Origin of the sequence: Roseovarius tolerans, from assembly GCF_028885395.1 — a bacterium.
GTDB lineage: Bacteria > Pseudomonadota > Alphaproteobacteria > Rhodobacterales > Rhodobacteraceae > Roseovarius > Roseovarius tolerans.
Window position 1 is genome coordinate 327,785 of the sequence record NZ_CP118494.1, and the last position, 21,721, is coordinate 349,505.

The following is a 21,721-nucleotide window of genomic DNA, read 5'->3' on the forward strand; positions in this document are numbered from 1 at the left end:
CTCAGTCGACCGCGCGGATAAGCTTGCGTTCGAGCACGCGCAGCACGGTGCGCAGGTCGTGGCCGCGTTTAAGGATCCGGCCATCCATGCCGATGACGCTGTATTGCCCTTGCTTGTCGCGCAGCTTGGGGCGTTTCTCGACCCGGTAGAGCGGCTGTTCGGCGGTGCGGCGGAAGATCGAGAAGACCGCCACCTCGCGCAGGCAGGAAATGCCGTAATCGCGCCATTCCCCCGCCGCCACCATGCGCCCGTAGAGCGACAGGATCACGCCCAACTCGTCGCGCTGGAATGCCACCTGTTCGGGTCCCCGGTAAGACATCATAGGGATTGGCGGTTGCGCGTTCATAGAGAAAGTCTCGCCCGCACCGGTTCGAAAATCAAGGAAAAATCAAGTTAGGCGTCCGGGTGCAGCCGAATCACCCGCGATGCTGGGGCGGCACCCAATCGGCGGTTTCACGGTTCCAGAAGCGGTTTGGGTTGTCCTCGTCCATGCCACGACGGTGGCGGCAGCGCTGTGCCGGGATCAGGTGGATCACCGGCTCTTCATAGGGGTGGGTGTCGTAGATCGCGCAAAGCAGAGCGTCGAGCGCCGCGTCTTGTGCCGTGGTGAAGATTTGCCATTCAAGGCAATCCACCGTGACCGTGTCTGTCGTGGCGCGATTCCGGCCACCGCCGAGCGCGCGAAAGCTTTGCACGCCAGCGGCGCTGCTAAAGGACACGCGGTCGTAGTCGCCATGTGCCAGCGGATCGCAGGCCAGCACCGCCGCCTGAACGCGCGGTAGCGCTTCGGCAGGACATTGCACTAGGATACGTAGGCCGGTCTCTATTTGGTAGCGTTCAGGCATGGCTCAGCCCGTCCGGGTCGCAGCCGATCACGGTCGTAAGCGTGTTGCGTCCATGTGCGGTCAGGCGCAGGCCGCGCCGGGAGCCTGCGGGTTGTATCCAGTCCTCTGCCAGGGCGTGTTCCAGGATCGCCTGCCCAAGCGCGCCCCCGATATGATCGCGCCGCTCGGACCAGTCGAGACAGGGCCGCGCGAGGGATGGGCGGGGCGATGCGCCTTCTGGCACAACGACGCCGAGCCTCGCCCAGAGTGGCGAGCGCTGGGCGATCAGCCCCTCATCGACGCGCTGGAGCGCTCCCTTCATGATCAACGCGTCGCAGAGCGCCACGGCAATGGCGCCGGCGAGATGGTTGTAACACCGCCGCAGCGGGGCGAGACCCGCCGCCCTGGCGCGCTGCGCACGGATCAGATGGTCGAGGGGTGTCAGGCGGGCGACATGCTCCAGCATCGCGGCCACGTCCGGCCCTGCGATCCGGTGATAAAGGCAGCGCCCGCTGCGGCGCTGCGTGATCAGCCCCGCCTCTTCGAGATGGTGCAGATGAGCACTTGCGGTTTGCGGGGTGACGCCTGCATCGGCGGCCAGTTCCTTGTTGGTCCATGCCCGCCCGTCCATCATCGCGCAAAGCATCCGCGCGCGGCTTGCATTGGCAAGGGCATGGCCGGTGATATCCAGTCTGGGTGTTATCATGCTGTCAGCCTGCGCCGGAGTGCGGGCAAGGTCCAGCGCCAACGGTTCGTCCATTGCCTGAGCGTTCGCGCCTCACGCAAACCGCCCCTGGCAGAACCAGCCGCCTGAGACCTGTCCGCCATGCGCCTGAAAGAGCCAGAGCCGCTCGCCGCGGGTGGTGACGACCTGCCAGTAATCGCGCAGCCCGCTGCGCCAATCGGGATCGTCGAACCACCATTCGGGGGCGATGCGTTCGGGGCCGATGGCGGCGGTGACGCGATGTTCGCGCCCGCGCCAGTGGAAGGCGGCGCAGGGGCGGGCGGGTTCCAGCACGCGCAGGGGTTCGGGCCGCCAGATCAGCAGCGGACGGGGATGTTCGGGCGCGGGCCAGGGGCCGGTGGCGGGGTCGGACCAGGCGGCGGCGAGGGTGGTGGCGGTTTTCTCGGGGATGCGGCTCTCGGCGGGGTGGCGGCGGGTGATCGCATCGAGTCCGATGCGCCCGCCCAGCCGGGTGATGAGATCATCGAGTGCGGCCTGCGCGCTGTGCCCGGCCTCTGGGTCATGCTCGGGGCTGCGCAGCTGGCGGGGGGCTGTGGGTTCGGTCACCCGCGCCTCGAGCCGCATCACGTCGATGCCGAAGCCCGCGTCGAGCCGGTCAAGCTGGCCCTCCATCAGCGGCAGGATCGTCTCGGGGGCGTGACTGGGGCGGGCGAGGCGCAGTTCGAGCACCTGCAGGCTGCCATCGCTGCGGAACGCCTCGAATCGCAGGTGGCGCGCGCCCTGCCCCTGCTCGCGCAGCCGGGTGCAGAGCCGGTCGGTGAGCCGCGCGAGCCCGGCGCGGATATCCTCGGTCAGGCCGATCGGGTCGGGGAGGCTCAGCCGGGTGGCGAAATGCGGTGGCGGGGCGGCGGGCGAGAGCGGTTCGGGCACCAGCCCGAGGGCCTGATCGAGCCGCTGCATGAGATGCGGGCCGAAGCGCCGCCCCAGCCCGGCGCGAGGCTGGCCGATGAGATCGCCGATCCGGCGCAGCCCGAGGCGGCCGAGATCGTGCAGCGTCGTCTCGGGCAGGCGCAGGGCCGCGATGGGCAGGGGAGCGAGGGCGGCGTGCATTTGTCCCGGCGGGGCGATCTGCGCGGTGCCGGTTGATTGGGGCCGGGCGCGGGCCCAATGCGGTCGCTTGGCGGCGCGGGAACGGGTGGCGCGGGCCTCTTGCTGGATGGCGTCGCCGGAGCGGCCCGGTGCGGTGCCCTGCCCGGCAAAGCGCGCCAGTGCCCAGGCCGCGCCGAGCGTGTCGGCGAGCCCGCAGCGGGTGGTCAGGCCGAGGGCCGTGGCCTCGTCTGTGAGGCTGCCCAACAATGCCGCCTCGCCGCCGAAGAGATGGGCGCAACCGGTGATATCAAGGCGCAGCCCGTCGGTGCCGTCCACGCCCACGAGCGGTGAGAAGCGATCGGCCCAACGGGCGAGCGCGCGCAGGAAGGCGGCCTCGGCGGCGCGGTGCTGGGTTTGGGTCGCCAGATCGGGGCAGAGGGCCAGCGCCTCGCGCAGGGGCTGACCTTGGGTGAGCCCCGCCGCCTCGGCTTCGGGGGAGAGGGAGGAGAGCACCTGCCGCTGGCCGTCATCGGCGACCACGGCAAAGGGCCGCGCACCTGCATCGCCCCGGCGGCGCAGGAGACGTTCGGCCCCGAGCCGGGGAAACCAGACAGAGAGAATGCGGCGGGCAGGCATGGCAGCACTTGTTCATGATTTGTTCTAAATTAGGGCTGCCGTTGTGCAGAGTCGAGTCCTGCTCCGACTCATGCCCAGATGTCAGCCGCACCAAAGGCGCTGGATCGTGCCGGTGTCGTCGAGATCCACGTTCAGGCGGTCGGGGCGGTGGTCCATTGTCCTCATCGCACCGGGCGGCAGAATGCGGGTGGGTGCGCTGATCGTCTCGTCCTCTAGCGCGGCTTGCGGCTGGCCGACGAGGTGCTGAAGCGCCTCTGCGCCGCAGCTTTCGGCCCTGTCGGGCGGTGGGGACTCGGCGGTTTTGCAGGCGGCGAGCGCGATCGCTGCGACCATAAAGACAACACCATGACGCATATCCAGCCCCTCCGATCTGGCCTCTGTCCGAGACAATGGCATTCGTCGGCGGCGCGCAAGCAGGTGTCGCACATTGTGTTGAAACCTTGCGGCATTTCGCCCAAAATCAGGAAAAATCAAACGAGAGGACAGATCATGCGCACACGTGCTGCCGTGGCCGTTGAGGCCGGGAAACCGTTGGAGATCATGGAGGTTGAGCTGGACGGCCCGAGGGCGGGTGAGGTTCTGGTGGAGATCAAGGCGACGGGGCTGTGTCATACCGACGAGTTCACCCGCTCGGGCGATGACCCGGAGGGGATTTTCCCGGCCATTCTCGGCCATGAGGGCGCCGGTGTCGTCATTGAGGTCGGCGAGGGGGTGACGAGCCTCGAGGTGGGCGATCACGTGATCCCGCTCTATACGCCAGAATGCCGCGAATGCGACTATTGCCTGCATCCCAAGACCAACCTCTGTCAGGCGATCCGCTCGACCCAAGGCCAGGGCCTGTTGCCGGATGGCACGACGCGGTTCCGGATGCTCGATGGCACGCCGATCCATCATTACATGGGCTGCTCGACCTTCGCCAATCACACGGTTGTGCCGGAGATTGCGCTTGCCAAGGTGCGCAAGGACGCGCCCTTCGACAAGATCTGCTATATCGGCTGTGGTGTGACCACCGGCATCGGCGCGGTGATCAACACCGCCAAGGTGGAGCTGGGCTCGACCGCGATCGTGTTCGGGCTGGGCGGCATCGGATTGAACGTCATTCAGGGGCTGCGGCTGGCGGGTGCGGATCAGATCGTCGGCGTCGATCTCAACCCCGGCAAGGTCGAGATGGCGACGCATTTCGGGATGACCGATTTCGTCAATCCCAAGGAGGTCGAGGGTGATCTGGTGGCGCATCTGGTGGAATTGACCGGGGGTGGTGCGGATTACACGTTTGATGCCACGGGCAATGTCGGCGTGATGCGCGCCGCGCTCGAATCGGCGCATAAGGGCTGGGGCGAGAGCATCATCATCGGCGTGGCGCCGGCGGGGGCGGAAATCTCCACCCGGCCGTTCCAATTGGTGACCGGGCGCAGCTGGCGCGGCACGGCGTTCGGCGGCGCGCGCGGGCGCACCGATGTGCCGAAGATTGTCGATTGGTACATGCAGGGCAAGATCGAGATCGACCCGATGATCACCCACAAGCTGAGCCTCGATCAGATCAACGAGGGGTTCGAGCTGATGCACAAGGGCGAGTCGATCCGCGCCGTGGTGGAGTTTTGAGGTGACGCCGGAGGGGACCGCGCGCGCGGCCCCCGGGATGCCTGTCGTGAGGCCGATCCCGCTTTACACTCAGGTTGCCGCCCCCTAGCGTCCGGCCTGTGCCCCCATTCACAGGACCCGAGCCATGCAACTCATCGCCTCTCCGCTTTCTCCGTTCGTGCGCAAGGTGCGCGTCCTGCTGCTTGAGACCGGGCTGGCCGATCAGGTCACGGTGGTGAACCTCGCCACCACGCCGCTGGAGACCGACCCGAACGCCGCCTCGGCCAATCCGCTGGGCAAGATCCCGGCGCTGGTTCGCGAGGGCGGGGCCACGCTCTATGACAGCCGGGTGATCACCCGCTATCTCGATGATCTGGCGGGGGGCGGGCTTTATCCGCAGGCGCGGCTGTGGGAGGTGCTGACGCTGGAGGCCACCGCCGAGGGCATCATGGAGGCCGCGCTGGCCATGACCTACGAGGCGCGGTTTCGCCCCGAAGAGATGCAATATGCCCCTTGGGTCGAGGCGCAATGGGCCAAGGCCGCCCGGGCGCTCGACGCGGTCAAGGCGCGCTGGATGAGCCATCTGGCCGGGCCTTTGGACATGAGCCATATCGCGATGGGCTGCGCGCTGGGTTATCTCGATTTCCGCCATGAGGCGCGGGGCTGGCGCGCGGGGCGACCGGCGCTGGAGACATGGTATGCCGGGTTTTCTGCCCGTGAGAGCATGGCGCTGACCGCGCCGGAGGCCGCGTGAGCGCAATCTGGCGGGAAAACAAGCGCGACAGATGCGCGCTCTGACCGCATCTTGGGGCAATGGAGGCTGGACGGGTGTGCAAACCCCCGCTAAATAGCCGGGCAGAGTGGTCGCGGGAATCCTGTGGCCCGAACACCGTATGAGGCCGCAAGCGGCTCTGATATAATGGAGTAAACCTCGTGTCCCACGCAGAAGATCACGAAGGCACCCGGAGGGATTTCCTCTACTACGCCACCGCAGGCGCAGGTGCCGTCACCGCAGGGGCGGCCGTCTGGCCGCTGGTCAATCAGATGAACCCGTCGGCGGATGTGCAGGCGCTGTCCTCGATCCGCGTCGATGTGGCCGGGGTCAATCCGGGCTCGCAGATCAGCGTCAAGTTCCTCGGCAAGCCGGTCTTCATCCGTCGCCGCACCGAAAAAGAGATCGAGGCTGCGCGCGAGGTCGAACTGTCGGCCCTGCCCGACCAGAACGCGCAGAACCGCAACGACATGTCGCTGGACGCTGCCGACCAGAACCGCACGCTGGACGAGGCGGGCGAATGGCTGGTGATGATCGGCGTCTGCACCCACCTGGGCTGCGTGCCTATCGGGGACGGTGCCGGTGACTTCGGCGGCTGGTTCTGCCCTTGCCACGGCTCTCACTACGACACGGCGGGACGCATCCGCAAAGGCCCCGCGCCCGAGAACCTCTGGATTCCCGTGGCCGAATTCGTCGACGATACGACGATCCAACTGGGATAAGGAAACGCGCATATGTCCGGAATTCCACACGATCATTACGAGCCCAAGACCGGCGGCGAAAAGTGGCTTCACTCGCGCCTGCCCATCGTCGGGCTGCTCTATGACACCATCATGATCCCGACCCCCAAGAACCTCAACTGGATGTGGATCTGGGGGATCGTCCTGACCTTCTGCCTCGTGTTGCAGATCGTCACCGGGATCATCCTCGCGATGCATTACACGCCGCATGTCGACATGGCCTTCGCCTCGGTCGAGCATATCATGCGCAACGTTAATGGCGGGCATTTCATCCGCTACCTGCACATGAACGGTGCCTCATTGTTCTTTGTCGCCGTCTATCTGCATATCTTCCGCGGTCTCTATTACGGGTCGTACAAGGCCCCGCGCGAAGTCACGTGGATCATCGGCATGCTGATCTATCTCGCCATGATGGGCACGGCGTTCATGGGCTATGTTCTGCCCTGGGGGCAGATGTCGTTCTGGGGGGCCACGGTGATCACCGGCCTGTTCGGCGCGATCCCGTTCATCGGCGATGCGATCCAGACATGGCTTCTGGGTGGACCGGCGGTGGACAATGCCACGCTCAACCGTTTCTTCTCGCTGCACTACCTGCTGCCCTTCGTGATCGCGGCGCTGGTGGCGCTGCATATCTGGGCCTTCCACACCACCGGCAACAACAACCCCACCGGGGTTGATGTGCGCCGCACGTCGAAGGCCGAGGCCGAGAAGGACACCGTGCCGTTCTGGCCCTATTTCGTGATCAAGGACCTGTTTGCGCTTGGCGTGATCATGGTCGTCTTCTTCGCGATCGTCGGCTTCATGCCCAACTACCTCGGGCACCCCGACAACTACATCGAGGCCGATGCACTGGTGACGCCCGCGCACATCGTGCCGGAATGGTACTTCCTGCCGTTCTACGCGATCCTGCGCGCCTTTACCTCGGACGTGTGGGTGGTGATGTTCGCAAGCTGGATCACCGGCGGGATCATCGACGCCAAGTTCTTCGGCGTGCTGGCGATGTTCGGCGCGATCGCGGTGATGGCGCTGGCGCCGTGGCTTGATACCTCTTCGGTGCGCTCGGGCCGTTACCGTCCGATGTTCAAGTGGTGGTTCTGGCTGCTCTGCATCGATTTCGTGGTCCTGATGTGGGTCGGCGCGATGCCGGCAGAACCGCCCTATTCGACGATATCGCTGATCGCGTCTGCCTATTGGTTCGCCTACTTCCTGGTGATCCTGCCGCTGCTGGGCGTGATCGAGAAACCCGAGGCCGCGCCTGCCACCATCGAAGAGGACTTCGATGCGCATTATGGCAAGGCCGAAACGCCTGCCGAATAAGAAAGGACGGATGACAATGTTCAAGAAAACAGGCATTGCGGCCCTCGTGGCGCTGTCCCTTTCAGCCGGTGGCGCGTTGGCCGCCGGGGGAGAAGCGCATATCGAGGATGTCGACTTTTCCTTCGAGGGGCCGTTCGGCAAGTTCGACCAGAACCAGCTTCAGCGGGGCCTCAAGGTCTATACGCAGGTCTGTTCGGCCTGCCATGGGCTGCAATACGTGCCGCTGCGCACGCTCTCGGATGAGGGCGGGCCGCACCTGCCCGACGATCAGATGCGCGCCTATGCCGGGCAGTTCGAGGTCTATGACGAGGAGATCGACGATTTCCGGGCGGCCAAGCCGGTGGATCATTTCCCGATGTCGCAGCTGGAAAACGCGCCTGACCTGTCGCTGATGGCGAAAAAGCGGGCCGGGTTCCACGGGCCTTACGGCACCGGTCTGGCGCAGCTCTTCAAGGGCATGGGCGGGGCGGAATATATCTACTCGCTGATGGTTGGCTATGAAGAGCCGCCGGAATGTGCGCCGGAGGATTTCGAAGGCAGCTATAACGCCGCCTTCACCGCCGGTGGCTATCCGGACGAGTGCAAGGACGAGCATGGTCACCCGACCGTGCCCGGCAGCTGGATTTCGATGGCGCAGCCGCTCTGGGGTGACGATGTCGAGTATGACGACGGCACCGAGGCGACGCTGGAGCAACAGTCCGAGGATGTGGCGGCGTTCCTGATGTGGACGGCGGAGCCCAAGATGATGGCGCGCAAGCATGCGGGTCTGTCCGGGGTGATCTTCCTGACCGTTCTGTCGGTGCTGCTCTATCTCACCAACAAGCGGATCTGGGCGCCGATCAAGGGCAAGAAGACCAGCTGACCGGTCTGGCCCCCAAGGCAGGATTCAAAGCCCCGCAGGTCTGCCCTGCGGGGCTTTTGCATGGTGGGAGCGGCGAAAATGTCCCGGCGTGGTCAAATAGCGCAGGGCTGGGATCAACGCAGCGTTTGCAAACGCCCGCCAATCCTCTATTCAGTTCGCCATCGAGACAAAAAAAGCAGGCACATGCCCGATCATTCCAATCCCGTCCTGCCGCAGCCCGAAATTCGGGCTGGCAGGGAGTGGGCGCAGCTCCTCGCGAAATACCGTGAGCCGAGTTCGCCGCGCGCCGCCTTCGAGCTGGCCGTCACCCTTGGGCCGTTCCTGGCCTTGTGGGGGCTGGCCTGGTGGGCGCTGTCGGTCAGCTATGCGCTGACCCTTGTGCTGGCGATCTGCGCGGCACCGTTCCTGTTGCGCCTCTTCGCGATCCAGCATGATTGCGGTCACGGGGCATTCTTCAGGAGCCGGACGCTCAACGACTGGTTGGGGCGTGCGCTGGGTGTGGTGACGCTGACGCCCTATGACGTCTGGCGGCATTCGCATTCGATCCATCACAGTTCCTCGGGCAATCTGGGGCGGCGCGGGATCGGCGATATTCAGACCCTGACGGTGGCGGAATATGCAGCCCTCACGCCGTTCCAGCGGCTGAAATACCGGCTCTACCGCAACCCGGTGGTGCTGTTCGGGTTGGGGCCGGGCTATATCTTCCTGCTGGAGAACCGGCTGCCGCTCGGCTTCATGGGCCGCGCGCGCTATTGGGTCAGCGCGATGGCCACCAATGCCGTGCTTCTGGTGGTGCTGGCGCTGGTGGGCTGGTTCGGAGGGGTGATGCCGATACTGCTGATCTTCCTGCCCTCCACCGTGCTGGCGGCGACGGCTGGGATGTGGCTGTTCTACGTGCAGCACCAGTTCGAGACCACCCATTGGGAGGCCGAGGAAAACTGGCAATTGCACGATGCGGCACTTGAGGGCAGTTCGCATTACGTGATGCCCGGCTGGATGCAATGGCTGAGTGCCAATATCGGCATTCACCATGTCCATCACGTCAACAGCCGGATCCCGTTCTACCGCCTGCCCGAGGTGCTGCGCGATCACGTCCACCTCGCGCAGATCAACCGGATGACCATCCGCGAGAGCCTTGCGAATGCGCGGCTGCATCTGTGGGATGAAAAGGCCCGGCGGCTGTTGTCCTTCGCCGAGGCACGGGCGGCGATGGACGCTGCTTGAATTCGCGGGGCTGGCGCTTATTTCCGGTTCAGGAGGACTGACATGCGCCTGAATGCAGATTTCTCACAGCGGGTCGTGATCCGGCCCGAGGATTATGACTGGGTCCAATCGCCGGCCGGCGGGGTCGAGCGCATGATGCTCGACCGGATTGGCGACGAGGTGGCGCGTGCCACGACCATCGTGCGGTTTGCGCCTGATTCTTGGTTCGATGCGCACACCCATGGCGGGGGTGAGGAATATCTCGTGCTCGACGGGGTGTTCTCGGACGAATCGGGGGACTATCCGGCGGGCACCTATGTGCGCAATCCCATCGGCACCCGCCACAAGCCGCACACGCGCGAGGGTTGCACCATCCTGGTGAAGCTGCATCAGTTCGACCCGTCGGATACCGAACAGTTCCATATCGACACGAACGAGGCCGCGTTTCGGCCCGGGCAGGTCGAGGGGCTGAGCGTGCTGCCGCTGCATGCGGCGGTGAACGAGACCGTGGCGCTGGTGCGTTGGGCCCCCGGCACGCGGTTCAACGCGCATCGCCATTGGGGTGGGGAAGAGATTTTCGTGCTGGAGGGGACGTTTCAGGATGAGCATGGCGACTATCCCGCCGGGACGTGGCTGCGCAGCCCGCATCTGTCCGAGCATACGCCGTTCTCTGATGAGGGCTGTCTGATTTACGTGAAGACGGGGCATTTGCTGGATCAGGTGGCGGCCTGACGGGGCTGGGCTGCGGCGGAATTTTTAAAAAAATTCCGATCAAGAAAGTTTTAAACTTTCTTGCCTTGGTCCTGACGCGCGACGGCGTCACGCTGCCTAGCGCGGCACCGGGTTCTGCGCCCGGTTATAGGGCCGCCAGTCGGTGATCTCGGGGTAATACATCTGCCGCCAGCGGCGCACGCGCGGGTTCATCACCCGCCGCCAGACGGGCGGCACCATCGCCGCCATGGTCATCAGCGGATAGCCGTAGGGCAGTTGCGGGGCGTCCGCCTCGGTATAATTCTGCAAAAGAGGAAACCGGCGGTCGGGTTTGTAGTGGTGGTCGGAATGGCGTTGCAGGTTGATCAGCAGCCAGTTCGACGCCTTGTGCGCGGCGTTCCAGCTATGGCGGGGTTGCACATGCTCGTACTTGCCATTGCCCAAGTGTTTGCGGGTCAGGCCGTAATGCTCGATGTAGTTGACCAGTTCCAGCTGCCAGATGGCGACGAAGGCCTGCCAGACAAAGAGCGCAAGCCCGATCCAGCCGCCGATCAGAACCGCCAGCAAGGCCATGACCCCCTGCAAGGCCCAATAGCGGAAGAACGGGTTTCTCGAATTGTGCCAGGGCTGTCCCTTGCGCGCGAGCATGTCGCGCTCGGCGCGGAAGGCGGAGAGTAAGCTGCCCCGGAGCACGCGCGGAAAGAAGCGGTGGAAGCCCTCATTATAGCGCGCCGTCACCGGGTCGCGCGGGGTGCCGACATGGCGGTGATGCACCTGCAGATGTTCCGAGCGGAAATGTGAATAGAGCACCATGGCCAACAGGAGATCGCCCAGAAATCGCTCGCCCCGGTCTTTTTGGTGCATCAGTTCGTGGCTGTAATTGATCCCGACGGTGCCGGTGATCACGCCGATGCCGAAAAACAGCACGATGGTTTCCAGCGCTGACAGATGCGCGTCACCGGGCCCGGTCACGTACCAGATCATCCAGAAGAGCAGGGCGAATTGCAGCGGGGCCCAAATGAGCGTGATCGCCTTGTACCAGGTCAGTTGATCCTCAGGCGTTTCGAGATCGGCGTTCTCAGTGTAGAGGCCCAGAAACGCGTCGAGGATGGAAAAGAAATACCACGTCATGACCGGCAACAGGACCACCGTCCAGCCGCCGTGAAGCGCGCCGAGGATGGCGACAGGTATGAGCAGCAGCGACATCCAGAACGGCATGGCCCGGCTGAGCCTGGCGACCTGCGGGGCGGGGATCATCACACACTCCTCTGTTCGGCTAGACCGATTGGTTCAGATTGTATCCGCAAGCGCGCCCTGCGCAAGATCGAATACCTTGCGCATCACGGTGGGCAGATGCGCGGGGCGAAAGCTGTGATGCGGGTGGAATGCGCCGCGCTCGGGCGGGGTGTCGTTCGGGACCTCGGCCACGAGAATCCTCAGTCGCAGGTGAAAATGGGTGAAGGTGTGCCGCGCCTCGGCGTCGATCATGTGCCAATCGGCGCTCAGGGGCGGTGCGGGGTCCGGCGCGTTGTTCCAGTCGCTGCCGGGCCAGCCCAGCATGCCGCCCAGGAGACCGCTGTCGGGACGCTCCTCCAGCAGCCAGGCGCCATCGCTGCGGCGGGCGACATAGGCGTAGCCCAGCCGGGTCGGCTTGGGCTTTTTAGGGGTCTTGCGGGGCAGGTCCGCCGCCGTGCCCGCGCGGCGCGCGGCGCAGGGCGCCATCCACGGGCAGATGCCGCAGGCGGGCGATTTCGGCGTGCAGATCGTTGCACCGAGATCCATCACCGCCTGCGCGTAATCTCCGGGGCGGGTCTCGGGCGTCAGGTGCGCTGCTGCCTCGGTCAACTCGGGCTTGGCCTTGGGCAGGGGGGTGTGGATGTCGTGCAGCCGGGCCATCACCCGCTCGACATTGCCATCGACCACGACTTCGGGCCGGTCAAAGGCGATGGCGGCGATGGCCGCCGCCGTGTAGGGGCCGATGCCCGGCAAGGCCATCAGCCCGGCGTGCGTGTCGGGGAAGGTGCCGCCGTGGTCCTCTGCCACCACGCGCGCGCATTTCAGCAGGTTGCGCGCACGCGCGTAATATCCAAGCCCGGCCCATTCGCCCATCACCTGCGCATCCGGGGCCGCCGCCAGATCACCCACGGTGGGCCAGAGCGTGGTGAACCGCTCGAAATACGCCTTCACGGCGGCAACCGTGGTCTGTTGCAGCATGACCTCGCTGAGCCAGACGCGATAGGGGTCGGGATGCACACCTGCCGCCCGGTCGGCGGGCGAGACGCGCCATGGCAGGGCGCGGGCATGGGCGTCATACCAGCGCAGCAGGTCATGCGGATCGGCGGCATAACGCATAGTTTATTACCCATCTCTCAATCAGGTCTGGCATCCGGGCCCACATGGCATAGATTAGCGCCAATGAGGAGGGTGCCAAGCATGGCCAGCCGAAAGCAGACGACATACGGGTTCAAGCGCACCTCGGCGCTGCTGCAGCCCAGCATTCGCCGTGCGTCGGAAACGCGCGGGTTCGCGCAGTCGCGCCTGCTGACCCATTGGGCCGAGATCGCGGGCGAGGATATCGCCGCCATCGCCCGGCCGGTCGAGGTGTCTTATGCCCGGCAGGGGATGGGTGCGACGCTGACCGTGCTGACCACCGGCGCGCAGGCGCCGATGCTGGAGATGCAGAAGGAACAGCTGCGCGAGCGGGTCAACGCCGTCTACGGTTATAACGCCATCTCGCGCATCCGCATCACCCAGACGGCCCCCACTGGCTTTGCCGACGGGCAGGTGGATTTCGATCACCGCCCCAAGGCCAAGACCCCGGTCGCGCCCGCCCCCGAAACCACCCGGGCTGCCACTGAACTGGCCGCGCCGGTGAGTGATGACGGTTTGCGGGCCGCGCTGGAATCGCTGGCGCGCAACGTATTAGCCAGATCGCAACGCTGAACTTTCCGAACAGACAAAGGTGAGACGATGAAACAACTGATCGCAACCGGGGCGTTGGCCCTTGCCATGCTTGCAGGCCCCGTTCAGGCGCAGGACGCCGATACCTCGCAGGTCACCGAAATGACGATGGGCCCGGCGGATGCCAAGGTGACGATCATCGAATATGCGTCCTTCACCTGCCCGCATTGCGCCAGTTTCCACAATGGTCCGCTCAAGGAGCTGAAGGCTGACTATATCGAGACCGACAAGGTGCATTTCATCTATCGCGATGTGTATTTCGACCGGTTCGGTCTGTGGGCCTCGATGGTGGCGCGCTGCGGCGGGGAAGAGAAGTTCTTTGGCATCTCCGACATGCTCTATGAGCAGCAGCGCGAATGGACCAACGGCCAGCCCGCCGAGATCGCCGAGAACCTGCGTCGCATCGGCAAGGTCGCGGGGATCGAGCCCGACGCGCTCGACGCCTGCCTGAATGACGAGGCCAAGGCCAAGGCGCTGGTCGCGTGGTATCAGGAGAACGCCGAGGCGCATGAGGTGAACTCCACGCCGACGCTGATCATCAACGAGCAGAAATATTCCAACATGGCCTATGACGAGCTCAAGGGTATCATCGACGAGAAACTCGCCGAGTAAGGCTGCCTGTCACAGCCCGACGCGGCGGAGTGCCGCGTCGAGCGGGGCGCTGTCCATGATCCGCAATCGCACGGGAAGGCTGAGCACCTGACGTCGAAACTCGGGCGGCAGGCGCACGGCGTCCTTTTCGGTGGTGACCAGTTGTGCGCCGCGCAGCTGTGCCTCGCGCGTCAGGCGGGTCATCAGCGCGGTGGTCAGAGGCTGATGATCCTCAAGCGCCTCGCCGCGCACGAGGTCGGCCCCCAGACCTTGTAGCGTGGCGAAGAATTTCTCGGGATGGCCGATCCCGGCGAAGGCCAGCAGCCGTGCGCCGCGCCAGTCCATGCCGGTCTGCAATGGCTCCATACGTGCACGTATGTTTGGCGGATGGAACAGGTTGCCCCATGCTGCGTGGAAGGTTTCCTGCGCGGCCTGCGGCCCGATGGACAGCAGAAGGTCGGCGCGCTTCAGGCCCGATGGAACTGGTTCTCGCAACGGCCCCGCAGGGATGCAGCGCCCGTTGCCGAAGCTTTTGACTGCATCGACCACGACCAGAGACAGGTCCTTGGAAAGCTGCGGGTTCTGGTGACCGTCATCCATCACGATGCAGTCGATCTGTGCGCCGCTGGTCTGCGCTTGCGCCATGATTGCGCGCGCCCCCGCTGCGCGGTCGCGGGCGATCCAGGTCGGGGCGAAGGCGGCGGCGAGCAGCGGCTCATCGCCAACATCCGTAGCCGTATGGTAACCCGGGTCCACCGCCACCGGCCCGCGCAACCGCCCGCCATGGCCGCGCGACAGGATCACCGGCGTGTGCCCGCGGTCCTGTAACAGCGTAACCAGCGCCTGCACGGTCGGGGTCTTGCCGGTGCCGCCTGCATTCAGGTTACCAACGCAGATCACCGGCACCGGCGCGCGCCAGTTGGGCGTGCGGCCCGCGCGGCGCGTGGTGATCCGGCCATAGGCCCAGCCTAGTGGGGCCAGCAGGCGCGCGCGCGGATCGGGGCGGTCGGGTGGGGTGAACCAGAAGCCGGGTGCCCTCATCGTGCGGCGTCCTGACGGTCGAGACGGTCGAGCAGCATGTCCACGATCTGGTCGGTCACCGCAGCCCCCTTGGAGGCCACGTCCCATGCCGCATGCGCCATCGCGGCGGATTGGTCGGGCGGCATCAGCCGTTGCACGGCGCCCGACAGCGTGTCGGTGTCGCGCACGATGCGCGCGGCGCCCGCTTCGGCGTAGCGCGAATAGCGGTGCAGGTAGCGGGCCACGTTGGGCCCGTAGAGGATGGCCGAGCCATGCGCCGCAGGCTCGTTCGGATCGCGGCCGTATTCGCCCGAGACCAGCGAGGAGCCCATGAAGGTGATCGGCGCGAGCCTGTACCAAAGCCCCATCTCGCCGCGCGTATCGGCCAGAACGATCTGGGTTGCCTCGCTCGGCATCTCGCCCTCGGACCAAGTGACATAGCGCCAGCCCTCGCTATCCAGACGCCCCCGTATGTTGAGGCTGTCGGCGGGGTCGTCGGGCACGATCACCAGGAGGCAGCGATGCGCTACGCGGCTTGCCTCGCGGTGGGCGGCCAGTATCGTGTCAAGCTCGTCCACCTGCACCATCGCCGCCAGCCAGACCGGTCGGCCAAGCAGCAGCACGGCCATCTCCTCGCGATCCGAGGGGTTGAAGGGCAGCGTCAGCGCGCCTTCCTGGAATGGGCCGGTCACGCTCACGATCCGCTCTGATGCGCCGAGGCGGCGCACCTGCCGCGCCGCCGCTTCGCTGCGCGCGAGGATCTCGGTGAAACTGCCCAGCACGGCGCGTGGCAGATCGGGAAACCAGCGCCAGACCGGACGTTCCAGCAGCGTCTCGTCGGCATCCACGAGGTAGAGCGGAATGTCCTTGCGCGCGGCGCAGACCATCAGCGCGGGTTTCAGATCGCCCCCGGTCCAGAGGCAGATATCGGGCCGCCAGTGATCGAGAAACGCATCGGCGGCGGGCACGTTGTCCTCGGGCAGGGCCTGCCAGATCACCGTGCCGCCGGCGCGTCTGCGGCGCGGTTCGGGCACCGAGGCGGTCAGCACCATGTGCAGGCCGGGCCGGGTCTGGGTCAGCCGTTTGGCCAGGTGAACGAGCGTGTCGGCGCGGGCCGCATCGACGGCGTGCGCCCAGATCACCGCGCCGTCGGGCCGGGGCGTCTCGGGGGGCGTGGGGGATGGCCCGGCGCGCCGGGCATAGGCGAGATAGGCCGCAAGGCTGAGCGAGCGGGTCATGCCGTGTGAGGCCGTGTGCGCAATGTCCCGGGCATGGTGTGGTCCTTTTCGAGATGTGCGCAGCCTATCCCGGGGGGCGTCGGCGTCAAGGTGGCGGCTTGACGGCGCGCGCGTTGCGGGGCAACCAGTTAAAAGCCCGAGGAGATGCCCCGTGACCAAGCCCTTTCTCATCCTTCAGCTGCGCCCCGAAACCGAGGCGGCGGATGACGAATATGCCGCGATCCTGCGCAAGGGCGAGCTGGAGGCGGCGCAGACCCACCGTATCCGGCTGGACCAGCAGGATCTGCCCGACGACCTGCGGCTGGCCGATTACGCCGGGGTGATCGTCGGTGGCGGCCCCGGTTGCGTCAGTGATGCGCCCGAGGACAAGACCCCGCAGGAGGCCCGGATCGAGGCGGCGGTGCTGTCGCTGATGCCGCGCATCACCGGTGAGGATATTCCGTTTCTGGGGTGCTGCTATGGGATCGGCATCCTCGGCAAGCATCTGGGCGGCGATGTCGCCAAGCGCGCCCATGGCGAGCCGGTGGGCACCGCCGATTGCACCGTCACGGCCGAGGCCGGTGACGATCCGCTGCTGGAGGGTATCCCCGGTCGCTTTGCCGCTTTCGTGGGTCACAAGGAGGCGTTGCAGGACTTGCCGGAGGGCTGTGTGCATCTTGTCGCCTCGCCGACCTGCCCGTTCCAGATGGTGCGGTATGGCGCGAATGTCTACGCGACGCAGTTTCACCCCGAGGCCGATGCCGCCGGGTTCGAGACGCGCATCCGCATTTACCGGCACAAGGGCTATTTCCCGCCCGAGACCGCCGATGAGCTGATCGCCATGTGCCGCGCGGCGGAGGTGCATGCGCCCGAGCGCATCCTGCGTAATTTCATCACCCGCTACGCCTGAAACGCGCCATCTGGCTTGCGCCGCCGAGGGTGGGATGCACGCCGCCGATATCGCGGCGCGTGACGTCATAGCCGTTACGCGCGGCCACGCCGTCGGCCCATTGGCCGAAGCGGTCGCGGGTCCACTCGAAGTGATGGCCGGGGTGGCGGAAGCGGTGGGTGGGCACGCCGAGAACCGGGTTATACTCGGCATTGGGGGTGGTCACGATGACATGTCGGGGGCGCATGTCGCCGAAGAGTGCCCGCTCCAGCCGGTTGAGATCCGCGAGCGGCAGATGCTCGATGGTTTCCACGAGGCAGGCGCACTCGTAGCCGCGCAAGGCGGCATGCCGGGCGGTCATCGAGGCATGGGCGATCTGCACCTTGCCGCGTGCGGCCAAGGGCAGATCGCCCAGCCGTTCCTGCAATATGCGCAGGGCTGGCAAGTCGAGGTCGAGCCCGGTGATCCGGGTGATCGCGGCCAGGGGGGCCAGCCGCAGGATCAGATCGCCCGAGCCGCAGCCGAGATCGAGCACCGTGCGCGCGCCTGTTTCCGTGACCGCCGCGACCACCGCCGCCAGCCGTGTGTCGTGCAGCGCGCTGGTCATGGTCCAGGCACCTGCATCAGCGCCACATCCTTGCGCGGGGTCTCGCATGACCAGCCGCGGGAGGCGGCGATATGCGTCAGCGTCGCGGCGCGGTAGAAGACCACATGGGTCGGGTCCATGCGGTAGTGCCAGGTGGCAAAGCGGGCGTCCTCGGTCTGGAAGGTGGTCATCAGCGCGAGCCAACCGCCGGGGCGGAGCATCGCGCCAAGCCGGTCGAACTCGTCGGCTGGGGCGTGGAAATGCTCGGCCGTTTCGGTGCAGGTGATGAAATCATATTGTGCGTCCAGCACGGTCGCGTCGGCGGCATAGAACGGATCGTAGGTGGCCATGTCATGCCCCGCCTCGCGCAGCATATGCGCCAGTGCCGGGCCGGGGCCGCAGCCGTAGTCGAGGCCGCGTGCGGTGGGGGTCAGCCGTGTCCGGAGCGGGGCGGCGAGCCGGTCGAGAAACGCGCGATATCCGGGATCGTGGATGTCGTTCTGGTGCTTGTCGTATTCCGCGCGCTCGGTCGCGGTATCGGGGTAATGCGCCGGGTTCAGGCCGCGCGCCTGACAGTGATCGCACCGCCAGTATCCCAAGCCGTCGAACAGGCCGAAGGGCGCGGGATCAGGCGCGCGACAGACGGGGCAGGCAGGGGGCAGGAGATGTGACATGCGGCGCTTTCGCTCGTGGTTCGTCTGCCATAGCCGGGCGCAGGGCCGGGGATCAAGCGGGGCGTGGCATGGACAGCACCGCGCGGATTGCCTAAGCCTGCACCAGCGAGACGGACGAGAGGATGGCATGGCAAAGCGTAAACCCTTCGAGATCGGCAGTGCCACCGTGGCCCCCGGCACCCGCGCCCGCGTCGATATTCCGGTCAGCACGCTGTCCAATCACACGCCGGTGCACCTGTCGGTGGAGGTGGTGCATGGCAAGCGCGCGGGGCCGGTGATGTTCGTCTCGGCGGCGATTCACGGGGATGAGGTGATCGGCGTCGAGATCGTGCGGCGGTTACTGCGTGCCGCGCCGCTCAATTCCATGGCGGGCACGCTGCTGGCGGTGCCGATCGTCAACACCTTCGGGTTTCTCAACCATTCGCGTTACCTGCCGGACCGGCGTGATCTGAACCGGGTGTTTCCGGGGCTGAGCGAGGGGTCTATGGCGTCGCAACTGGCGCATATCTTCATGCATGAGGTGGTGATGCGCGCCGATGTGGGCATCGACCTGCATTCGGCGGCCATTCATCGCACCAACCTGCCGCAGCTTCGCCTCACGCCCGGCAATGACCGGCTGGAGGAATTGGGCCGCGCGTTCGGTGCGCCGGTGATGATGGAGTCGAAGCTGCGCGACGGCTCGTTGCGGATGGCCGCCGAGGAGGCAGGTGTCGACGTGTTGCTCTATGAGGGCGGCGAGGGGTTGCGGTTCGACGAATTTGCCGCGCGGGCGGGCGTGTCGGGCATCCTGCGGGTGATGCGGCATCTCAAGATGATCGGGGCCAAGGGCGTGCCGCGTGCCAAGGGGCAGCCGGTGGGCGCGCGCAGTTCAAGCTGGTATCGCGCGCCGCGTGGCGGGTTGTTTCGCGGCTATCTCGCCGTGGGTGACGCGGTGCAGCCGGGCACCGTGCTGGGGGCGGTCGCCAATGCCTTTGGCGATATCGAGAACGAGGTTGTGGCCGAGGAAAGCGGCATTATCATCGGGCGCACCAACATGCCGGTGGTCTATGAGGGGGATGCGCTGTTTCACGTCGCCGAAACCCCCCGCGCAGAGGCTGCAGCCGAAGGCATCAGCGCCCATATCGACGCCGTGCCGCTCTATGACGAGGACGAGATCATCTGAAGCGCGCGGGTGGGCGGCGCGTCACGCTTCGGGCCAGTTCTCGATGATCTCCATCGCCTCGTCGGCGGTTTCGACAAAGCGGAAGAGGTCGAGATCCTCGGCGCTGATCGTGCCCGCCTCGGACAGGGCCTCCCAATTGATGATGGAGCGCCAGAATGCCTCGCCGAAGAGCAGGAAGGGCACTTTGGTCATGCGGTCGGTCTGGATGAGGGTGAGCGCCTCGAAGGTCTCGTCGAGCGTGCCGAACCCGCCGGGAAAGACGCAGATGGCGCGGGCGCGCATCAGGAAATGCATCTTGCGGATCGCGAAATAGTGGAAGTTGAAGCACAGGCCGGGGGTGACATACTCATTGGGGGCCTGTTCATGCGGCAACACAATGTTGAGGCCGATCGAGGCGCCGCCCGCATCCGCCGCGCCGCGATTGCCCGCCTCCATCACGCCCGGCCCGCCGCCGGTGGCGATCACGTAGTCGCGGCCATAGGTGCTCATGGATTTTTCGGTCATCAGGCGCGAGAATTTGCGCGCCTCGTCGTAATAGCGCGAGAGGTCGGCGAGCGTCTTGGTGCGGGCGGTGTCCTTGTGCGTCGGCTCGGGAATGCGTGCGCCGCCGAAGAGGACGACGGTGCTTTGAATGCCGCGCTCGTTCAGGATCATCTCGGGTTTCAGAAGCTCGAGTTGCAGGCGCACGGGGCGCAGCTCGTCCCGGCAGAGGAAATCGTCATCGGCGAAGGCGAGACGATAGGCGGGGGCGCGGGTCTGGGCGGTGTCTGGCACCTGCTCGGCGGTGGACCGGTCCGAATGGGCATCGCGGAACTGGCTCAGGCGGTCGTCTTTCATCGCATGCGATCCTTGCTTGGGTCTTTTATATCAGGCGTATAGGCTTTGATCGGGCAAGAAAAGGCGGCTTTCCGCATTTCGTGATGGATAGCTGTGGTGCGGGGATTGGCGCAGTTGCTTTGGCTTCCGGATAGCGGACCCTGGCCGTCAAAGAGATGAGCCGCGCGGGCGACCGACCGCGGGTGGGCGCTGCAACGGTCGTGGGGCGCGCTTTATGGCAGCCAAATACTGCAACGATGATGCGGGGTTGCGACGCTGCAAAAGCGCCCGCCCGTCCGGGCGGTCGGGCGCTCGCGCGGCGGCGTGCAAGCACGCCTTGTTCCGCGCGGGTGACCAAGGCCGAACGACCGGGGGGCGTTATTCGCTTGAAGTCGCTTTCGACATGTTCGCAGACTCCGTGATGATACGGAAAAGGCAAAGAGGTGTGCGCGATGGCATGGCAGGCGTTGATTTCTCAGGCGGGGGCGCGGATTGCGGGGCATGTGCGGCGCACGCCGGTCGCGGGGCTTGATCTGGGCGGGCGCGAGGTCGCGCTCAAGCTGGAGCAGATGCAGCATACCGGGAGTTTCAAGGCGCGTGGGGCGTTCAACACGCTGTTGCAGGCCGAGGTGCCGGAGGCGGGGATCGTCGCGGCGTCGGGCGGCAATCACGGGGCGGCGGTGGCCTATGCGGCGGCGGCGCTGGGGCACCGGGCGCGTATCTATGTGCCCGAGATCGCGGGCCCGGCGAAGATCACGCTTATCCGCGCGCAAGGGGCGGATCTGACGGTGGTGCCGGGCGCCTATGCCGAGGCCGCCGAGCGCGCCGCCGAATGGCAGGCCGCGACGGGGGCGATGCAGGTGCATCCCTATGATGCCGAGGCGACGGTTGCCGGGCAGGGCACAGTTATGGCGGAATGGGAGGAGCAGGGGCTATCGGCCGATACGGTGCTGATTGCGGTGGGCGGTGGCGGGCTGATTGCCGGGGCGCTGGGCTGGCTGGAGGGGCGGCGCAAGGTTGTCGCGGTGGAGCCGGAAACATCTTGCGCGCTGCATGCCGCGCTGCGCGCCGGTGGGCCGGTTGATGTGGAGGTGTCGGGGGTCGCGGCCAATGCGCTCGGGGCGCGGCGGATCGGGGAGATCTGCCATGGTCTGGCGCAGGCGCAGGGGATCGAGAGTGTCCTGGTGCCCGATGCCGCGATCACCGATGCGCAGGCGCTGTTGTGGCGCGACATGCGGCAGTTGGTGGAGCCTGCGGGAGCCACCGCCCTTGCCGCGCTCTTGTGCGGTGCCTATGTCCCCGAGCCGGGCGAGCGGGTCGCGGTGCTGGTCTGTGGTGGCAACATCGCCCCTGATCCGCTGGCCTGACCAATGGGTCCGCTGGAC

General features: G+C 66.1%; 24 protein-coding genes. 12 read left to right on the forward strand and 12 right to left on the reverse strand.

All coding sequences use genetic code 11. The annotated features are described in order from the left end of the window. Position 1: 1 nt before the first annotated feature. The 5 genes from PVU19_RS01515 to PVU19_RS01535 all read right to left on the reverse strand — a co-directional run bounded on the left by PVU19_RS01515 (position 2) and on the right by PVU19_RS01535 (position 3,588). Positions 2-346 (reverse strand): DUF2794 domain-containing protein, encoded by a 345-nt coding sequence (locus PVU19_RS01515; protein WP_050664219.1) that lies wholly within the window; start codon positions 344-346, stop codon positions 2-4. A gap of 70 nt (positions 347-416) precedes the next feature. After that, positions 417-845: a YqfO family protein gene (locus PVU19_RS01520; protein ID WP_050664220.1), complete on the reverse strand. Its 429-nt coding sequence runs from the start codon at positions 843-845 to the stop codon at positions 417-419. Continuing rightward, on the reverse strand, positions 838-1,530 hold the full coding sequence (locus PVU19_RS01525) for an ArsR/SmtB family transcription factor (RefSeq protein ID WP_050664222.1): 693 nt from the start codon (positions 1,528-1,530) through the stop codon (positions 838-840). Before PVU19_RS01525 ends, PVU19_RS01520 begins: the two co-directional genes overlap by 8 nt. Before the next feature lie 72 nt (positions 1,531-1,602). Continuing rightward, positions 1,603-3,234 (reverse strand): Y-family DNA polymerase, encoded by a 1,632-nt coding sequence (locus PVU19_RS01530; protein WP_050664221.1) that lies wholly within the window; start codon positions 3,232-3,234, stop codon positions 1,603-1,605. A gap of 81 nt (positions 3,235-3,315) precedes the next feature. Then, positions 3,316-3,588 (reverse strand): I78 family peptidase inhibitor, encoded by a 273-nt coding sequence (locus PVU19_RS01535; RefSeq protein WP_082237955.1) that lies wholly within the window; start codon positions 3,586-3,588, stop codon positions 3,316-3,318. A gap of 135 nt (positions 3,589-3,723) precedes the next feature. Here PVU19_RS01535 and PVU19_RS01540 point away from each other — a divergent pair, with 135 nt between their 5' ends. The 7 genes from PVU19_RS01540 to PVU19_RS01570 all read left to right on the forward strand — a co-directional run bounded on the left by PVU19_RS01540 (position 3,724) and on the right by PVU19_RS01570 (position 10,441). Continuing rightward, positions 3,724-4,836 carry an S-(hydroxymethyl)glutathione dehydrogenase/class III alcohol dehydrogenase gene (locus tag PVU19_RS01540; RefSeq protein ID WP_274789868.1) on the forward strand — a complete coding sequence of 371 codons (1,113 nt, stop codon included), beginning with the start codon at positions 3,724-3,726 and terminating at the stop codon, positions 4,834-4,836. 124 nt (positions 4,837-4,960) lie between these two features. Continuing rightward, complete coding sequence (locus PVU19_RS01545) at positions 4,961-5,569, forward strand: glutathione S-transferase (protein ID WP_050663995.1); 609 nt, start codon at positions 4,961-4,963, stop codon at positions 5,567-5,569. A gap of 179 nt (positions 5,570-5,748) precedes the next feature. Next, positions 5,749-6,309, forward strand: a complete 561-nt coding sequence (gene petA, locus PVU19_RS01550; protein ID WP_050663994.1) for a ubiquinol-cytochrome c reductase iron-sulfur subunit — start codon at positions 5,749-5,751, stop codon at positions 6,307-6,309. Positions 6,310-6,321: 12 nt separating this feature from the next. Continuing rightward, positions 6,322-7,644: a cytochrome b gene (gene petB / locus PVU19_RS01555; RefSeq protein ID WP_050663993.1), complete on the forward strand. Its 1,323-nt coding sequence runs from the start codon at positions 6,322-6,324 to the stop codon at positions 7,642-7,644. A 10-nt stretch (positions 7,645-7,654) separates the two neighbouring features. Further along, a complete protein-coding gene (locus tag PVU19_RS01560; RefSeq protein WP_050663992.1) occupies positions 7,655-8,506 on the forward strand; it encodes a cytochrome c1 in 852 nt (283 codons plus the stop codon). A gap of 183 nt (positions 8,507-8,689) precedes the next feature. Then, a complete protein-coding gene (locus PVU19_RS01565; RefSeq protein WP_050663991.1) occupies positions 8,690-9,730 on the forward strand; it encodes a fatty acid desaturase in 1,041 nt (346 codons plus the stop codon). Between the two features lie 42 nt (positions 9,731-9,772). Then, complete coding sequence (locus PVU19_RS01570) at positions 9,773-10,441, forward strand: cupin domain-containing protein (RefSeq protein ID WP_050663990.1); 669 nt, start codon at positions 9,773-9,775, stop codon at positions 10,439-10,441. Positions 10,442-10,537: 96 nt separating this feature from the next. Here PVU19_RS01570 and PVU19_RS01575 read toward each other — a convergent pair whose 3' ends face one another. Together PVU19_RS01575 and mutY are read right to left on the reverse strand one after the other, a co-directional pair. Next, on the reverse strand, positions 10,538-11,677 hold the full coding sequence (locus PVU19_RS01575; RefSeq protein ID WP_050663989.1) for an alkane 1-monooxygenase: 1,140 nt from the start codon (positions 11,675-11,677) through the stop codon (positions 10,538-10,540). A 33-nt stretch (positions 11,678-11,710) separates the two neighbouring features. Continuing rightward, positions 11,711-12,772, reverse strand: a complete 1,062-nt coding sequence (gene mutY, locus PVU19_RS01580) for an A/G-specific adenine glycosylase (RefSeq protein WP_050663988.1) — start codon at positions 12,770-12,772, stop codon at positions 11,711-11,713. A gap of 81 nt (positions 12,773-12,853) precedes the next feature. Between mutY and PVU19_RS01585 the strand changes: the two genes are divergently transcribed. Both PVU19_RS01585 and PVU19_RS01590 read left to right on the forward strand, forming a co-directional pair. Next, positions 12,854-13,363, forward strand: coding sequence for a DUF721 domain-containing protein (locus PVU19_RS01585; protein ID WP_050663987.1), 510 nt, complete (start codon positions 12,854-12,856; stop codon positions 13,361-13,363). A gap of 27 nt (positions 13,364-13,390) precedes the next feature. Then, on the forward strand, positions 13,391-13,993 hold the full coding sequence (locus PVU19_RS01590) for a DsbA family protein (RefSeq protein ID WP_050663986.1): 603 nt from the start codon (positions 13,391-13,393) through the stop codon (positions 13,991-13,993). A gap of 9 nt (positions 13,994-14,002) precedes the next feature. Here PVU19_RS01590 and lpxK read toward each other — a convergent pair whose 3' ends face one another. Further along, a complete protein-coding gene (gene lpxK / locus PVU19_RS01595; protein WP_050663985.1) occupies positions 14,003-15,013 on the reverse strand; it encodes a tetraacyldisaccharide 4'-kinase in 1,011 nt (336 codons plus the stop codon). Beyond that, positions 15,010-16,230, reverse strand: a complete 1,221-nt coding sequence (locus tag PVU19_RS01600) for a 3-deoxy-D-manno-octulosonic acid transferase (RefSeq protein WP_050663984.1) — start codon at positions 16,228-16,230, stop codon at positions 15,010-15,012. The genes lpxK and PVU19_RS01600 overlap by 4 nt, the downstream gene beginning before the upstream one ends. Positions 16,231-16,381: 151 nt before the next feature. Here PVU19_RS01600 and PVU19_RS01605 point away from each other — a divergent pair, with 151 nt between their 5' ends. Then, the gene (locus tag PVU19_RS01605) at positions 16,382-17,119 is read left to right on the forward strand and encodes a glutamine amidotransferase (RefSeq protein WP_050663983.1); all 738 of its coding nucleotides are present in this window, start codon (positions 16,382-16,384) and stop codon (positions 17,117-17,119) included. On the opposite strand, the gene PVU19_RS01610 is transcribed toward PVU19_RS01605, so the two are convergent. Both PVU19_RS01610 and PVU19_RS01615 read right to left on the reverse strand, forming a co-directional pair. Beyond that, positions 17,103-17,705 (reverse strand): methyltransferase domain-containing protein, encoded by a 603-nt coding sequence (locus tag PVU19_RS01610; RefSeq protein ID WP_050663982.1) that lies wholly within the window; start codon positions 17,703-17,705, stop codon positions 17,103-17,105. The genes PVU19_RS01605 and PVU19_RS01610 overlap by 17 nt on opposite strands. Further along, entirely contained in the window at positions 17,702-18,358 is a 657-nt protein-coding gene (locus tag PVU19_RS01615; RefSeq protein WP_050663981.1) for a class I SAM-dependent methyltransferase, read from the reverse strand. The genes PVU19_RS01610 and PVU19_RS01615 overlap by 4 nt, the downstream gene beginning before the upstream one ends. A gap of 127 nt (positions 18,359-18,485) precedes the next feature. Between PVU19_RS01615 and PVU19_RS01620 the strand changes: the two genes are divergently transcribed. Further along, positions 18,486-19,520, forward strand: coding sequence for a succinylglutamate desuccinylase/aspartoacylase family protein (locus PVU19_RS01620; RefSeq protein ID WP_050663980.1), 1,035 nt, complete (start codon positions 18,486-18,488; stop codon positions 19,518-19,520). 21 nt (positions 19,521-19,541) lie between these two features. Here PVU19_RS01620 and PVU19_RS01625 read toward each other — a convergent pair whose 3' ends face one another. Next, positions 19,542-20,357 (reverse strand): LOG family protein, encoded by an 816-nt coding sequence (locus PVU19_RS01625; RefSeq protein WP_050663979.1) that lies wholly within the window; start codon positions 20,355-20,357, stop codon positions 19,542-19,544. Positions 20,358-20,788: 431 nt separating this feature from the next. Between PVU19_RS01625 and PVU19_RS01630 the strand changes: the two genes are divergently transcribed. After that, positions 20,789-21,703, forward strand: coding sequence for a threonine/serine dehydratase (locus PVU19_RS01630; protein WP_050663978.1), 915 nt, complete (start codon positions 20,789-20,791; stop codon positions 21,701-21,703). Positions 21,704-21,721: the final 18 nt, after the last annotated feature.